17 protein-coding genes and 1 pseudogene are annotated in these 13,403 nt (G+C 44.2%); 12 read left to right on the top strand and 6 right to left on the bottom strand.

Annotation, left to right across the window (positions count from 1 at the left end; translation table 11 throughout):
* Nucleotide 1: 1 nt before the first annotated feature.
* Genes CEG13_RS06680 through lpdA form a run of 3 tightly spaced genes read left to right on the top strand, consistent with a single transcriptional unit; the run spans nucleotide 2 to nucleotide 3,710 of the window.
* Nucleotides 2-979, top strand: coding sequence for an alpha-ketoacid dehydrogenase subunit beta (locus CEG13_RS06680; RefSeq protein ID WP_100011098.1), 978 nt, complete (start codon nucleotides 2-4; stop codon nucleotides 977-979).
* Between the two features lie 24 nt (nucleotides 980-1,003).
* Entirely contained in the window at nucleotides 1,004-2,299 is a 1,296-nt protein-coding gene (locus CEG13_RS06675) for a dihydrolipoamide acetyltransferase family protein (protein ID WP_100011097.1), read from the top strand.
* 4 nt (nucleotides 2,300-2,303) lie between these two features.
* Nucleotides 2,304-3,710 carry a dihydrolipoyl dehydrogenase gene (gene lpdA, locus CEG13_RS06670; RefSeq protein ID WP_100011096.1) on the top strand — a complete coding sequence of 469 codons (1,407 nt, stop codon included), beginning with the start codon at nucleotides 2,304-2,306 and terminating at the stop codon, nucleotides 3,708-3,710.
* 61 nt (nucleotides 3,711-3,771) lie between these two features.
* Here the strand turns inward: lpdA and CEG13_RS06665 are convergent, their stop codons facing one another.
* Entirely contained in the window at nucleotides 3,772-4,137 is a 366-nt protein-coding gene (locus CEG13_RS06665; protein ID WP_143469653.1) for a thioredoxin domain-containing protein, read from the bottom strand.
* 258 nt (nucleotides 4,138-4,395) lie between these two features.
* Between CEG13_RS06665 and CEG13_RS06660 the strand changes: the two genes are divergently transcribed.
* The 4 genes and pseudogenes from CEG13_RS06660 to CEG13_RS06645 all read left to right on the top strand — a co-directional run bounded on the left by CEG13_RS06660 (nucleotide 4,396) and on the right by CEG13_RS06645 (nucleotide 7,044).
* Nucleotides 4,396-5,277, top strand: a complete 882-nt coding sequence (locus CEG13_RS06660) for a polysaccharide deacetylase family protein (protein ID WP_100011094.1) — start codon at nucleotides 4,396-4,398, stop codon at nucleotides 5,275-5,277.
* 310 nt (nucleotides 5,278-5,587) lie between these two features.
* Nucleotides 5,588-5,689, top strand: a complete 102-nt coding sequence (locus CEG13_RS06655; protein WP_100011093.1) for a GapA-binding peptide SR1P — start codon at nucleotides 5,588-5,590, stop codon at nucleotides 5,687-5,689.
* Nucleotides 5,690-5,795: 106 nt separating this feature from the next.
* A complete protein-coding gene (locus tag CEG13_RS06650) occupies nucleotides 5,796-6,758 on the top strand; it encodes an NAD(P)H-dependent flavin oxidoreductase (RefSeq protein WP_100011092.1) in 963 nt (320 codons plus the stop codon).
* A 16-nt stretch (nucleotides 6,759-6,774) separates the two neighbouring features.
* Nucleotides 6,775-7,044, top strand: a pseudogene (locus CEG13_RS06645) (UPF0223 family protein).
* Between the two features lie 364 nt (nucleotides 7,045-7,408).
* On the opposite strand, the gene CEG13_RS06640 reads toward CEG13_RS06645, so the two are convergent.
* Nucleotides 7,409-8,026, bottom strand: a complete 618-nt coding sequence (locus CEG13_RS06640) for a YktB family protein (protein WP_100011091.1) — start codon at nucleotides 8,024-8,026, stop codon at nucleotides 7,409-7,411.
* A 231-nt stretch (nucleotides 8,027-8,257) separates the two neighbouring features.
* On the opposite strand from CEG13_RS06640, the gene CEG13_RS06635 reads away from it, so the two are divergent.
* Both CEG13_RS06635 and CEG13_RS06630 read left to right on the top strand, forming a co-directional pair.
* A complete protein-coding gene (locus tag CEG13_RS06635; RefSeq protein WP_100011090.1) occupies nucleotides 8,258-8,449 on the top strand; it encodes a hypothetical protein in 192 nt (63 codons plus the stop codon).
* Between the two features lie 238 nt (nucleotides 8,450-8,687).
* Nucleotides 8,688-9,497 carry an inositol monophosphatase family protein gene (locus tag CEG13_RS06630; protein ID WP_100011089.1) on the top strand — a complete coding sequence of 270 codons (810 nt, stop codon included), beginning with the start codon at nucleotides 8,688-8,690 and terminating at the stop codon, nucleotides 9,495-9,497.
* Nucleotides 9,498-9,509: 12 nt separating this feature from the next.
* Here CEG13_RS06630 and CEG13_RS18710 read toward each other — a convergent pair whose 3' ends face one another.
* Nucleotides 9,510-9,680, bottom strand: a complete 171-nt coding sequence (locus CEG13_RS18710) for a DUF5325 family protein (protein ID WP_158234654.1) — start codon at nucleotides 9,678-9,680, stop codon at nucleotides 9,510-9,512.
* A 258-nt stretch (nucleotides 9,681-9,938) separates the two neighbouring features.
* Between CEG13_RS18710 and CEG13_RS06625 the strand changes: the two genes are divergently transcribed.
* Complete coding sequence (locus CEG13_RS06625; protein ID WP_100011088.1) at nucleotides 9,939-10,247, top strand: YlaH-like family protein; 309 nt, start codon at nucleotides 9,939-9,941, stop codon at nucleotides 10,245-10,247.
* Between the two features lie 478 nt (nucleotides 10,248-10,725).
* Here CEG13_RS06625 and CEG13_RS06620 read toward each other — a convergent pair whose 3' ends face one another.
* The gene (locus CEG13_RS06620; RefSeq protein WP_100011087.1) at nucleotides 10,726-10,929 is read right to left on the bottom strand and encodes a YlaI family protein; all 204 of its coding nucleotides are present in this window, start codon (nucleotides 10,927-10,929) and stop codon (nucleotides 10,726-10,728) included.
* Nucleotides 10,930-11,105: 176 nt separating this feature from the next.
* Between CEG13_RS06620 and CEG13_RS06615 the strand changes: the two genes are divergently transcribed.
* Nucleotides 11,106-11,420: a hypothetical protein gene (locus CEG13_RS06615; protein ID WP_100011086.1), complete on the top strand. Its 315-nt coding sequence runs from the start codon at nucleotides 11,106-11,108 to the stop codon at nucleotides 11,418-11,420.
* Between the two features lie 59 nt (nucleotides 11,421-11,479).
* Here the strand turns inward: CEG13_RS06615 and CEG13_RS06610 are convergent, their stop codons facing one another.
* Together CEG13_RS06610 and CEG13_RS06605 are read right to left on the bottom strand one after the other, a co-directional pair.
* The gene (locus tag CEG13_RS06610; RefSeq protein WP_100011085.1) at nucleotides 11,480-12,079 is read right to left on the bottom strand and encodes a YhcN/YlaJ family sporulation lipoprotein; all 600 of its coding nucleotides are present in this window, start codon (nucleotides 12,077-12,079) and stop codon (nucleotides 11,480-11,482) included.
* A gap of 82 nt (nucleotides 12,080-12,161) precedes the next feature.
* Nucleotides 12,162-12,647 carry a hypothetical protein gene (locus tag CEG13_RS06605; protein WP_100011084.1) on the bottom strand — a complete coding sequence of 162 codons (486 nt, stop codon included), beginning with the start codon at nucleotides 12,645-12,647 and terminating at the stop codon, nucleotides 12,162-12,164.
* A gap of 255 nt (nucleotides 12,648-12,902) precedes the next feature.
* On the opposite strand from CEG13_RS06605, the gene CEG13_RS06600 reads away from it, so the two are divergent.
* On the top strand, nucleotides 12,903-13,184 hold the full coding sequence (locus CEG13_RS06600; protein ID WP_100011083.1) for an Fpa/YlaN family protein: 282 nt from the start codon (nucleotides 12,903-12,905) through the stop codon (nucleotides 13,182-13,184).
* Nucleotides 13,185-13,403 lie beyond the last annotated feature (219 nt).

Below are 13,403 nucleotides of genomic sequence, written 5' to 3'. Positions count from 1 at the left end.
CATGGCAGAAATGACAATGATTCAAGCGATCACTGATGCAATGCGCACAGAATTGAAAAACGATGAAAATGTGCTTGTATATGGTGAAGATGTCGGCCAAAACGGCGGTGTGTTCCGTGCAACAGAAGGGTTGCAGGATGAGTTCGGGGAAGACCGCGTATTTGATACACCGCTGGCAGAGTCAGGAATTGGCGGGTTGTCCCTTGGTCTTGCATTACAAGGCTTCCGGCCGGTCATGGAAATTCAATTCTTCGGCTTTGTTTATGAAGCAATGGATGCAATTAATGGACAAATGGCCCGGATTCGCTACCGTTCCGGCGGCACGCAAAACGCACCGGTAACCATTCGCGCACCATTTGGCGGAGGGGTGCACACGCCTGAGCTCCATGCCGATTCACTGGAAGGGCTGATTGCACAGCAGCCGGGGATTCGCGTGGTTATCCCGTCCACCCCATATGATGCAAAAGGCTTGCTGATCTCCGCCATCCGCAATAACGATCCTGTTTTGTTCCTGGAACATATGAAACTATATCGTTCCTTCCGCGGAGAAGTTCCTGAGGAGGAATACACCGTTGAATTGGATAAAGCAGACGTGAAACGCGAAGGGAACGACGTAACGATCGTTGCATATGGCGCCATGGTTCATACAGCACTTAAAGCTGCGGAGGAACTGGAAAAGGACGGAGTTGATGCAGAGGTCATTGATTTGCGTACCGTTTCACCAATTGATGTGGACACAATTATCGAATCCGTAGAGAAAACCAATCATGTCGTAGTGGCACAGGAAGCACAGCGCCAGGCTGGAGTTGCCGCAACTGTTGTATCAGAAATTCAAGAACGAGCCATTTTACATCTGGAAGCACCAGTACTCCGAGTTACTGCACCGGATACCGTATATGCATTTTCCGATGCCGAAGAGGTTTGGCTGCCAACGCATAAAGACATCATCGAACAAGTCAACAAGGTAATGAATTATTAAAATTGGCGACAGGAGGTAGTTTTGATGGCTTACAATTTTAAGCTTCCGGATATCGGTGAAGGTATCCATGAAGGTGAAATAGTCAAGTGGTTTGTAAAAGAAGGAGACACGGTTACAGACGAAGACGTGTTGTGTGAAGTGCAGAATGATAAATCCGTTGTGGAAATTCCTTCTCCTGTAGAGGGCACGGTGGAAAAAATCCATGTTGATGAAGGCTCGGTTGCCGTTGTCGGCGATACCCTTGTCAGCTTTGACGCAGAAGGTTATGAAGATGATGGCGAGGAAGAAAGCGAAGAGTCCCAGGAACAGGAAGAAGACAAAACAGAAGACAGTTCCTCTTCCAAAGAAGAAAAGCAAAAGCAATCCGAAGAAAAAAAAGCAGCGGCCGATGATGAATCGGACGACAAGCGTGTCATTGCAATGCCTTCCGTCAGAAAGTACGCGCGGGATAATGATGTGAGCATCAAACAGGTAACCGGATCCGGGAAAAACGGCCGTGTGCTGAAAGAAGACGTGGACAGCTTCCTGAGCGGCGATCAGCCAGCAGAAGCAGAAACAGAAGACAAGGGCGAAGAGAAAGAAGAAGCGCCAAAAACTGCTGCAGCTGCAGGAGAAGCATATCCTGAGACCCGTGAGAAAATGTCCGGCATCCGTAAAACTATTGCAAATGCGATGGTTAATTCGAAAACAAAAGCACCGCATGTCACGTTAATGGATGAAGTGGACGTAACTGAACTTGTTGCCCACCGCAAGAAATTCAAAGGCGTTGCGGCTGAGCAGGATATCAAGCTGACATACCTGCCATATGTAGCAAAAGCGCTTATCTCTGCTTCCAAAAAATATCCAATTATCAATGCCATGGTGGATGACGACACGGATGAGATTGTCTATAAAAATTATTACAATATCGGTATCGCAGCAGATACGGATAAAGGACTGCTTGTTCCGGTTGTAAAAGACGCGGACCGCAAATCGCTGTTTACCATTTCACAGGAAGTGAATGAATTGGCAGAAAAAGCAAGAAGTGGTAAACTGTCTGCTGATGAGATGAAAGGTGCTTCCAATACCATTACCAACATCGGCTCAGCAGGAGGGCAGTGGTTTACTCCTGTCCTGAATTATCCGGAAGCTGTTATTCTGGGTATCGGCCGGATTGCCGAAAAACCGGTCGTGCGTGACGGTGAAATCGTGGTTGCACCAGTGCTTGCGGTATCCTTTAGCTTCGACCACCGTATCGTTGACGGAGCGACAGCACAGCTGGCACTCAATCAAATCAAACGACTGTTAAACGATCCACAATTAATTATGATGGAGGCGTAAAATTATGGTAGTAGGAGATTTTCCAACTGAAGTAGACACATTAGTTGTCGGCGCTGGACCCGGCGGATATGTGGCAGCGATCCGGGCTGCCCAACTGGGCCAAAAAGTAACCATTGTTGAAAAAGGGGACTTGGGCGGGGTTTGTCTGAATGTTGGCTGTATCCCTTCCAAGGCACTGATTTCTGCCGGTCATGCGGCGGAAGAAGCCCGCGGAAATGAAGATCTTGGCATTACGACGGAAAATGTATCTGTTGACTTTTCCAAGGTACAGGAATGGAAAGGCAGTGTCGTTAATAAACTGACTTCCGGCGTGGAAAGCCTTTTAAAAGGGAATAAAGTTGATATTGTCAAAGGCGAAGTATATTTTGTCGATCAGAAAACGGTAAAAGTGATGGACGAGAAGAACTCTAACACGTACAAATTCAACAATTGCATTATCGCAACAGGGTCTTCACCAATAGAGATCCCGTCATTTAAGTTCTCTGACCGTGTGCTCGATTCTACCGGAGCATTGAACCTGAAAGAAATTCCAAAGAAAATGGTTGTAATCGGCGGTGGCTATATCGGTACAGAGCTTAGTGCAGCTTATGCGAATTTCGGTACAGAGATTGTCATCCTTGAGGGCATGAAAGATATCCTTGGCGGTTTTGAAAAACAAATGACACAGCTTGTGAAAAAGCGTCTAAAGAAAAACAATGCAACCATTATAACCGAAGCGATGGCTCAAGGTGTGGAAGAATCAAAAGATGGAGTCACTGTCACTTATGAAGCTGGCGGAAAAGAAGAAACCGTTGAAGCGGATTATGTGCTTGTTACTGTTGGGCGCCGTCCAAACACAGAAGACATGGGACTGGAGCAAGCTGGCATTGAAACCGACGATAAAGGTCTGATTCAAGTAGATAAACAAAGCCGCACCAATGTTGAAAATGTCTATGCAATTGGCGATATCGTTCCAGGCTCACCGCTGGCTCATAAAGCATCGTATGAAGGAAAAGTTGCAGCAGAAGCAATCAGCGGGGAAAAATCCGAAGTAGACTACCTTGGCATGCCTGCAGTTGCTTTCACCGATCCGGAATTGGCGTCGGTCGGATATACAGAGCAGGAAGCTAAAGATGCAGGCTATGACGCAAAAGCTGCGAAATTCCCATTTGCGGCAAATGGCCGTGCCTTATCACTGAATAACAGTGACGGGTTCCTGAAATTGGTGACACGCAAGGATGATGGACTGGTTATTGGTGCACAAATCGCCGGTCCAAATGCCAGTGACATGATTTCTGAGCTTGTTTTGGCAATTGAGGCGGGAATGACAGCGGAAGATATTGCGCTCACCATTCACCCGCACCCAACCTTAGGGGAAATCACCATGGAAGCTGCTGAAGTGGCTTTAGGAAAACCAATCCATTCCATGTAAAACGTGAGATATAAAAAATGAGAGTTGCCACAGCAGGCAACTCTCATTTTTTATTATATTGCTAATTCATGGTCATCTCTAATTGCTCCACGATTTTTTGTTTTGGTATTTCACCGGACAATTCAGTGATGGTTTGTCCATTTTTGCTGATAATTAATGCAGGGACGCCTGAGTGAATGGATTCGGTCAGTTCACTTGCTGCTTTTTTTCCTGTTTTCATTTCATCAAAGGCCTTCGGATATTTTGCTTTCAGATCAATGAAGGCATCCTTGTACATATATTCCTCACCGCGGTTCGACTGATCGGGAATAAACGTCACCTCATAATCAGTCGGGTGAAAGGTGATGACATTAATGGTTTGGCTTGATTGACAGCCTGTCAGCGTTGACAAAATAAAGGCAAGGGAAACCACTGTAAGTATTCTCAAGTTCATCACTTCCTCCGCTGTTATCATTTTACTCTTAACAATTCATTTGTTAGGGATATTGTAGCAGATAAATGTCGAAAAACGGGACATGTTATGGGACTGTTAGCAAATTGAAATCATATTGTTTACATCGTAATATACATATAAAAAAGGTCAGGGCACGAATCTCCCGGTCTATTGTGTCGAAAAATGGTGTTCATTCCGTGAAACATGCATTATAATAGATTAGTCACCATATTTACGACGGGGAGGATATATATGAAGAGGGGACTGCAGATTGGTGCCTTATTTTTCCTGCTTTTTCTTGCTGCCTGCAATCAGACAGAAGAGACAGCAAGCGAACCAGCTTCTTCAAGCACAGAAAATGAAGAAGAAATAGATCAGCAGGAAGAGACAGAAGATGAGACCAATGGGGAAGATGAAGCGACAGAGGAAGAGTCAAACAAAGAAGAACCGGAAACAGAGGTGAAGGAAACGGAAATTGAAAATGAGGAGGCTGCCGAAGATCCAGAGCCTGCTTATGAAGTTTCCGATTCCTGGTCGATTGTGCCTTTGGATAATGCAAATGAAGAAGTGGTACTGTTGACGATTGATGACGCTCCGGACGAATACGGGGTAGAAATGGCTGAAACATTAAAGGAACTGGGAGCACCGGCTATCTTCTTTGTAAATGGACATTTCCTTGATACACTGGAAGAAGAGGAAGCATTGAAAAAAATTCATGAGATGGGCTTCGCTATTGGCAACCATACATACACTCATGCAACACTGCCGGAAATTTCTCAAGAAGAGCAGCGGGAAGAAATTCTTAGCTTGAATGAGCGTATTGAAGAAATTATCGGTGAAAAGCCGTCCTTTTTCCGTGCACCACATGGGGCTAATACTGATTATGCGATTCAAGCAGCGGAAGATGCAGGTATGACGGTGATGAACTGGTCATTCGGCTATGACTGGAACCAGGAGTACATGAATGAAGAAGCCCTTGCCGATATTATGGTAAATACAGAATTGCTGGGTAACGGGGCCAACCTGTTAATGCATGACAGGGAATGGACAGCAGCCGCTCTTGATGACATTGTTAAAGGGCTAAGGGACAAAGGCTATGAAATGGTTGACCCGCAATTAATCCAAACTCCTTAAGGTTTTTAGTTTTGTAGCTTATTTATGCCGTAGTTGATGTAGAATGTGACATAACTCCTGCCGCTACGGAAAGCGAGGGGTATTTCCGTAGCGATAGGGACAAGTTACGTCGCAGTTTATAGATTTTGTGATAAAAACAACATTTTTTTAGGAAAACAGCCTTAGGAAAATAACAGTATTTCAGCTATATGCTGAGATGCTGTTTTTTCTTTTAAAAAATAATATACTAATTTAGTGTTGATTTCTAAATTGTGACATACTATAATACTATTAAGATAACATAATTAATTTTTTAAAGGAGTTGGGTCATGTGGGAACGATCGTTTGTCAAGAATGTCAAGGTATTATTGAAACATTTGATGAAGAGAAAGTAACTACACTTTATGGAACCTGTCCTGACTGCAATCAATAACGGTAAATATGCTACACAAAGAGCTGCTGGGATGCAGCTCTTTTTATTGGTATTGAATCAATGTTAAGATGAAATTAGAGACGAAAACAAAAGGGGAGGAAAAAGAATGACATGGAAAACCAGGGTAACCGAGCTGTTGGGGATTGATTATCCGATTATCCAGGGCGGCCTTGCTTATTTGGCCTATGCAGATTTAGCGGCAGCGGTTTCCAATGCAGGCGGGCTTGGGCAAATTACTGCGATGAGTTTGGAAACACCAGAAGAGCTGCGAAAAGAAATTCAGCGTGTGAAACAGCTGACGGCTAAACCATTCGGCGTAAATTTTGCCATTGGCCAACACGGAAGGCCTTTTGAGCACATGGTGGAGGCAGCAGTGGAAGAGAAGGTGCCGGTTATTTCCGTAACAGGGGGGAATCCTCAAGGTGTATTGGACATGGCAAAAGGGCATAATATCAAAAAACTAGTACTCGTGGCAGCAAGAAGACAAGCAATAAAAGCAGAGAAACTTGGGGCAGATGCCGTAATGGTAGTCGGACAGGAAGGAGGCGGACATTTAGGGCGCGGTGATGTCGGAACTCTTGTCCTAACCCCTCAGGTGGCAGATCAGGTTTCCATTCCTGTCATCGCTTCCGGCGGCATTGTTGATGGCAGAAGTATGATGGCAGCCTTATCGCTGGGTGCAGAAGGAATTGAAATGGGCACAAGGTTTATTGCCACCAAAGAATGTGCAGCGGCCCATCAAGTGTACAAACAGGCCATTCTCGATGCTGATGAGAACTCCACGGTCGTGATTAAACGATCCCTTGGTGCTCCTGCCAGAGCATTGAAGAATTCCTGGACGGAACAGATCCTGGAAATAGAGAAGCAGGGGGAAGGCTATGATTCGCTCAAGGCCTACATAAGCGGGGAAGCCAACAAAAGCTATATTTATGAAGGCGATCGATCAAGCGGATTTGGCTGGGCCGGGCAGGGTGCAGCAAGGATTCATGATATTCCGACTGTACAGGAACTTATTCAGACAATGATGGAAGAAGCAGAGGCAGTGAAGAAAAAGTGGGGTTCAATGTAAGGAGGCATACAAATCCATGGATTATCATTATCCGCTGGACGAAACGTGGAGCAAGCAGGAAGTGATCGATGCAGTAGCCTTTTACAGACTGGTGGAACAAGGCTATGAGTAAGGGGTGAATCGCAATGAACTCTTGCGTATGTATAGGCGGTTCAAGGAAATTGTCCCATCAAAAAGTGAAGAGAAAACACTGTTCAGGGAATTTGAAACCGGCTCAGGTTATTCCAGCTACAGTCTGGTGAAAAAGGCGAAAGAGACAGCGGAGCAAACCGTTGCCATGAAATAGAAAAAAGGCAATAACCGGATCACAGTCGGTATTGCCTTTTTTTGTAGCTTAGAAAATTATAAATCATGCGTAATGTGGATAGCAGAGCCAGCGATTGCCACGGCCAGCTCCAGCGCCCAGCGACTAGTGGACTTCCTTCACCTCCGTACGATAAATCAACATCGGTTCGTAAAGAAAAGGAAGGCCGACTAAAACCGGCCTCCCGCGCCAACGTCGGCACACCCCTTTTGCAGGGGCGTGTTTCCTTTATCTCCTCCGTAGGAATGATCAGCTAAATTCGCCGCTTTGCGCGGCAGCGCTGATCCACCTGGCATGGCCAGGCGCAGCCCATACGTCGCTAAACGGGCGCTTCCGCTTTTGTTCCTTATTTTACTTTCATTGCCTGCTGGTAAAAAGGAAGCAGTTCGTCATAAGTTTGTTTTACCGTCTCCACGAGTTTATCCCCGTTTGTCACTTTGGAATCATCCGGTGATAAATGCCTGCCGATAAGAAATTCGCATTTTTTAACATCCCGGAACCGTTCAACATCTTTCTTTTTCAGGTCAGTGAGCGGAATGCTGTCTCTTTTTGTATGATCCAAAGAAATGACGTAATCATCAGGCAACTGTTTGATTTCGTCAAAATCGGAAACGAATGCTTCAGCAATTTCCTTTTTCCCTTCCAGCTCATAAATAAACGCAAGCCAGATAAACATATGATCATCAAACAGTCCCAGTTGAAAATGCGGATGTTTCTTGTATCCGCGTTTATTGGCGGCAATCGCCAGCCAGGTGTCAGCAGGGGGATTCACTGTGCGTCTGGCGTGTTTGGCAATATGCAAATACATTTCATTTCCCAGTTTAGCTGACAGATCATCTGCAAGTTCGGATCCTATTTCTTGAAATTTTGGCTGAATGCGCGTCTGGATTGCCTCCATTCGTTCATCCAGTCCATCGATGGAAAAGGTGGCAAAATCTTTTTCTTCAAATCCTGTAAATGCCATGAATTTCCGTCCCTTCTTCTATCATTTCCAGCAATTTTCGTTTATTTTCTCAACAGCAATTATTAAAGATTATACCATGTTCGTCAAGCAATAGGTCTTCCTTCAGGTTTAAAAAGATATGCTTTTGGGAAAATTATTAACCAAATCGTGGAGTTTCCAAAAAATGCAGAACAAAATTGCGAAAAAGCACATAAACATAATTAAAAGCTTTCCTGAGAGGGTGTGAAAGAGTTGAAATACGTGATGGAGGCATTGAGACGCAAAGAAGCTGAAGAGAAATTGCCGGTGATCCGTATGGAAATTGATTACGAATTGGTTACGCTTTTTGATGCCATGCAAGCAGAGGATACAGTAGAAATAATTAAAGCAAAGGAACGTTTGGAGCAATTAAGGATGCAACTCTTAAAGATTGAAAGTGAGTAGTTTTCCGCCATAAAGCGCCTTCAATAGGGTGAGTACCTGGCACTATTGAAGGTTTTTTGCAGGTGAAAAGTATCAAGCTTTTTATTATGCAGAGTTGGTGATGAGCCGGGTGTTCCAATCGACAGGTCCATATCTGTAACCCCAGCAATTTAACGTATTCAGGTCGTCTCTGATGACGGAAGTGCCGCCAATTTGATACGATATACTGTAATCGAAAGTAGCAGGTGGAGGAGTATATATGGAAAAAGAACAGAGAGACAAGTTATTTCAGCAGGCAAAGGCCTGGGTTCTGAATGCGGGAGAAAACATACGGCAAAAAATAAATGATCCTCTCGAGATCAACACGAAATCAGATGCAAACGACTTGGTCACAGCGATGGATCAGGAAACCGAATTATTTTTTACAAGCAATATAAAAGAAACATACCCATCTCATTCTATCGTGAGTGAAGAGGGCTACGGAGATGAATTGACGGATTTAGGTGGAACGGTCTGGATTATTGATCCGATCGACGGAACAATGAATTTTGTCCACCAGAAGCGCAATTTTGCCATCTCTGTTGGTATTTACCAGGACGGTATCGGTGAGATTGGAATTATTTATGACGTGATGGCGGATATCATATTTACAGCCAAACGTGGTGAAGGAGCTTTTAAAAATGGCGAAAAACTGCCTCCTCTGGATAAAAACAAAAATTTTGCAGAAGTGATCCTTGGTTTGAATCACTTTTGGCTGTGTGAGAATCGGCTGGTGGATGAGCGTCTGATGCAGCAATTGGTGAAAACAATTCGTGGAACCCGGACATATGGTTCTGCAGCATTGGAGTTCGCCTATACAGCAGAAGGGATTATGGACGGCTACTTATCTATGAATTTAAGCCCCTGGGATGTGGCGGCAGGAATGGTGATCGTTCAGGAAACGGGAGGCATCACGACCACGATAAATGGTGAAGCAGTTAGTCTTTTGGAAAAGGGCTCCATCATCACTTGCAATACCAGTATCCAACAGCAGCTGTTAAGCGAATATTTGCAAAAAGGAAGAAAGTGACACGTTTGTGTGTCACTTTCTTTTGCGTTTCAATGATATGCCGTACCCCATCAGTGCAAACCCGAGAAGGAGAAAAAATAATATGAACCAGATATTGCGAAAAGCGATCGACAGGCCTACTGCTATAAATGAGAGAATGACAAGAAATGCTAATAACAGCATAGGGATATTGATATTCTTCATGATAATAAAACACCTCGTGTTGTATGGCTGCATCCAGTATATCTTAGATTCTGAACGTTTTCAAAAGGGAAATGGCAAGATATATTGACAGAATCCCGAACTTTACTGGAAGTTCTCATCTTTAACTGGCATGACGGGTGAAGATTTAGTATGATGGTAAAAGGATTTTATTTGGCAGTGATGGAAGCATAGAGGCGTTCTTCACTGCGTAATTGCAGCGGTTGGTTAATGAACGCTGGAAAATAATGGGGGATATTCATGCAGGGCGAAAACTTCACACTGTTATTTGATTTTATTCTGGAGAATTTCGGAACAGAGAACATATTCTTGGTTTTTTACATACTTAATTTGGTGTTTGCGGCTATTGCCTACAAGCTGGGTTTTGCCAAAGATTTGCCGCTGCTTAAGTCGGTTTTTGTCTATATATTGCTGGCAATTGGGACATATATCATCACGATCTTCAGTATTTTTAATCTGCCGATCACGGAAAGTCTTATTGCCGTGAGTCTGGTGCTTGGAATTTACCGTTTTCGTTTGCACAGGGAGCGCAAAGCCAAGAAGCAATAAAAAAACGCCGGTTATGGCGTTTTTTATTAGGCTGTTTTTTTTACAAAATTTATATACTGCCATGTAAATTAAAAGTGGTGGGCTCATCGCCGCTCCGGAAATACCTTTCGCTTTCCGCGGGCGCTGGTGAGCCTCCTCGCGCTGACGCGCTGCGGGGTCTCACCTATGCTTATCATCCCGCAGGAGTCTCAAGGTATTTCCTCCGCTGGGTAATGTGCCTTTTTAAAAGCAAACAACACCTATCTACTCTGTAGATGGTTGATTGGAGCGGAGGGCGGTCGACTCCTGCGGGAAAAGCAACGGCTGAAGACCCCCGCAGGAAGCGGTTTTCTTCCGAGGAGGCTGAAGCGTTGCCCGCGGAAAGCGACCGCCCGCAGCGGAAATCAACAAGGACTCATGTCGCAAGTATTTCTGCACTGCAACGATAGGCTATGTCGTGGTTTCCATCAATATGCGAATATACAAAAGCAGCCTATTATTAAATCAATTCATCTTTTCTCTTTTTCTTTCTATATAAACGGAAGTTGCCTGTGGCATGCCGTTCGTATGTTTTCACTTCGATTCGGTCATGGCATGGCTGGCAGAGATACATGTGAATTCTCCGGTTACGCAGCCGTTTTGCCTGAAGTGAATGATCCTCAATGGCTTCGATGCGGTCACAAATCACACATTTGACTTGCATGCTTTCACCTCAATACTTTTCTTTCTGCTACGTATACTTCAAAACCTGACATGTTTCCCGGTTTTCTTCCACCACTATAACACAGAGCAAATAAACGGGAAAGATCTCACACGATGTTTCATATAAAAATATTCGGGGAAAACTATGTTAACAACAAGTAAGGAAAGGGTGTTTGGATGAAAAAAAGCAGTATTTTTTCAGCAGTGGGTGCATTAGGGGCTGTAGGTGCAGCTGCTGCAGGATATTTCCTTAAAGACAAAGACAACCGCCAAAAAATGAAGGAAAGAGCTCAGCAGGTGACGGATAGACTAAAGAATAGCCAGAAGAATAAGGATACAACATTTGAAGATGCCGGGGTACCGGATCAGGCTGCCAATAACGAGCCGGCTCAGCTGGAAAATTCCAAAATGGTTTCCGAAGGCTCTCAGTTTGGCGTTCAGTATTACAATGATCACAAAGAAGAGAATACGAGCGAAAAGCAGCAAAATTAAACAAAGAGGAGGGTCCCTGTAACCTCGGGGAACCCTCCTCTTTGTTCGTTGCTATGCAATTACTGATCATCTTTATGGTGGTTGGATTGCTTGTCCTCAACATCATCCAACTGCTGTTCTTCCTCTTCAGGCAGCACTTCCTTGTTTTGGTCCGGTTCCTGCGGCTGGTTTTCCGGTACAGGAGCATCCGGCATATACCTGCCGACGATGGCCGCCAGCTCATCTACGACTCCCTGGACAGGGTAGCCCTGATTAATTTTATTTCCCATTCCGCGGATGCGTTCCATTATGTCGCCATCTGCTACCACGACGGCTGTTTTTCCATAAGGGTCATGATAAAGTGCTTCCAGGACAGCATATTTAATGCTGCCTACCCTGGAGCGGTCCAAATCTTTATCCACATCAATTCCTACAACGGTATATGGTCCGGCGACGACAGAAGCTGCATCGTTTACTCCGGGGATATCACTGGCTATATTTGCCAGCCGTGAAGCAATTTCGGTATTATTCAAATTCTCTTTTTCGGTGGGATCGGAATCTTTTACTTGCAGGAATCGATTATTTTCCTGATCATTTGCCATTGGTTCTTCTTCCTGCTGGCAGCCTGCGATGAATAAACTGCAGATTAATACAGCCAGCATGATCGTCTGAAGCTTCATGAAGCATTCCTCCTAAATAACAGTCCTTGCTGTTATTTTGGATGGAATGGATGAATTTATACTTGGATTAAGCGGACACAACTTAATTAATCCTTATTTTTTGGACATTTTTAATCGGATCTTTCTGATTCGACCCGTCCCCATAGTATAAATGAACCGGCCCATCTTTTTTCAATGGTTTTCCATCCAGAGAAAAAAGGAAATAAGAATCCAGCAATTGCTCCAGGGAAAGATGTTCTTCTCCATTCGCTGTGATCAGTGAAGCATCTTTTGCATCCGTATTGATTTCCGCATTCTCCAGAAAATCTCGGATTGGCATCAGATAGGAATGTTTCAGTATTTCCTTTCCTTCCATTTTGGAGATGCTTCGGTTGACCGGCGGTTTGGTTTGCCCATTAATTGCCCGGTTAAATCGTTCGGAGGCTCTTTCCAATTCATCGCTTTTTTCCGAGTCTTTCTGTCCTCCGCTGAATGCATCTTCCAAAATAACTTTCCGGTCGTCAAAAATCCAAACCGTGGGATCCAGTGTAATGGTATAGGCAACATTGCCAGTAATTGGTACGATCATTTTTTCTGCTCCTTCCACATATATCTTATATTAGCTTAGCAGAAATCCGCCTGTATTTCATTCGGAAAGCGGTAATTTTTTCACAGATAAATCGTAATTTCATTTGCATTTTCTTCGATGGAACGGTAATATAAAGTAAGAAGTCTTTTTAGGCAGATATGAAAGTAGATACTTTTTATGTATAAGTGCAACGAGGGCCGGTTGCCACAAAGTTTGGTGACAAGGCAAGTTTTCTAATGGAGGGGATTAATTTTGATGCCTGAGGTGACGTTGAATCATCGTGAAAAAGCCCATGCCCTTCTTAAGGCTGACGCGGATAAAATATTGCGTCTGATCGAGGTTCAGATAGAAAACTTAACAATGCCGCAATGTCCGGTGTATGAAGATGTGCTGGACACGCAGATGTTTGGACTCTCCAGGGAGATAGATTTTGCTGTACGCTTGAACTTAATCTCAGAAGACGAAGGTAAAGCACTTCTCGAGAATCTGGAGAAGAAGCTTAATATACTGCATGAAGCATCACAGAAATCCGTGTAACGGCTGACAGTTCACGTATTTGGCGTATTGGAAACACAGCAAAAACTTTGCCTCCATAGTAGAATGGCAAGGTTTTTTTGTTTACAAACCAGTGTTGCCCTGCCTTCTTTTGAGCGGTAAATAACTGCAGCTTAAAAAGGTGTGACTACCAGTAAGAATGGGTAAATCAATTGAACATGCAGTGCGGCTTTTGAGGAGTATTATTACATATCTGGGGAG

It is taken from the genome of Lentibacillus sediminis (assembly GCF_002763455.1).
GTDB classification, from domain to species: domain Bacteria; phylum Bacillota; class Bacilli; order Bacillales; family Amphibacillaceae; genus Lentibacillus_D; species Lentibacillus_D sediminis_A.
The sequence above is the reverse complement of the archived record's forward strand: the minus strand, read 5'-3'. Positions and strand labels throughout refer to the sequence as shown.

Excerpts from the sequence above, each read along its gene's own strand:
- lpdA (WP_100011096.1), top strand. The coding sequence starts at position 2,304 with ATGGTAGTAGGAGATTTTCCAACTGAAGTAGACACATTAGTTGTCGGC.
- CEG13_RS06680 (WP_100011098.1), top strand. The coding sequence starts at position 2 with ATGGCAGAAATGACAATGATTCAAGCGATCACTGATGCAATGCGCACA.
- CEG13_RS06640 (WP_100011091.1), bottom strand. The coding sequence starts at position 8,026 with ATGGCATTTACAGGATTTGAAGAAAAAGATTTTGCCACCTTTTCCATC.
- CEG13_RS06650 (WP_100011092.1), top strand. The coding sequence starts at position 5,796 with ATGACATGGAAAACCAGGGTAACCGAGCTGTTGGGGATTGATTATCCG.
- CEG13_RS06675 (WP_100011097.1), top strand. The coding sequence starts at position 1,004 with ATGGCTTACAATTTTAAGCTTCCGGATATCGGTGAAGGTATCCATGAA.
- CEG13_RS06630 (WP_100011089.1), top strand. The coding sequence starts at position 8,688 with ATGGAAAAAGAACAGAGAGACAAGTTATTTCAGCAGGCAAAGGCCTGG.
- CEG13_RS06600 (WP_100011083.1), top strand. The coding sequence starts at position 12,903 with ATGCCTGAGGTGACGTTGAATCATCGTGAAAAAGCCCATGCCCTTCTT.
- CEG13_RS06660 (WP_100011094.1), top strand. The coding sequence starts at position 4,396 with ATGAAGAGGGGACTGCAGATTGGTGCCTTATTTTTCCTGCTTTTTCTT.
- CEG13_RS06605 (WP_100011084.1), bottom strand. The coding sequence starts at position 12,647 with ATGATCGTACCAATTACTGGCAATGTTGCCTATACCATTACACTGGAT.
- CEG13_RS18710 (WP_158234654.1), bottom strand. The coding sequence starts at position 9,680 with ATGAAGAATATCAATATCCCTATGCTGTTATTAGCATTTCTTGTCATT.
- CEG13_RS06625 (WP_100011088.1), top strand. The coding sequence starts at position 9,939 with ATGCAGGGCGAAAACTTCACACTGTTATTTGATTTTATTCTGGAGAAT.
- CEG13_RS06620 (WP_100011087.1), bottom strand. The coding sequence starts at position 10,929 with ATGCAAGTCAAATGTGTGATTTGTGACCGCATCGAAGCCATTGAGGAT.
- CEG13_RS06615 (WP_100011086.1), top strand. The coding sequence starts at position 11,106 with ATGAAAAAAAGCAGTATTTTTTCAGCAGTGGGTGCATTAGGGGCTGTA.
- CEG13_RS06610 (WP_100011085.1), bottom strand. The coding sequence starts at position 12,079 with ATGAAGCTTCAGACGATCATGCTGGCTGTATTAATCTGCAGTTTATTC.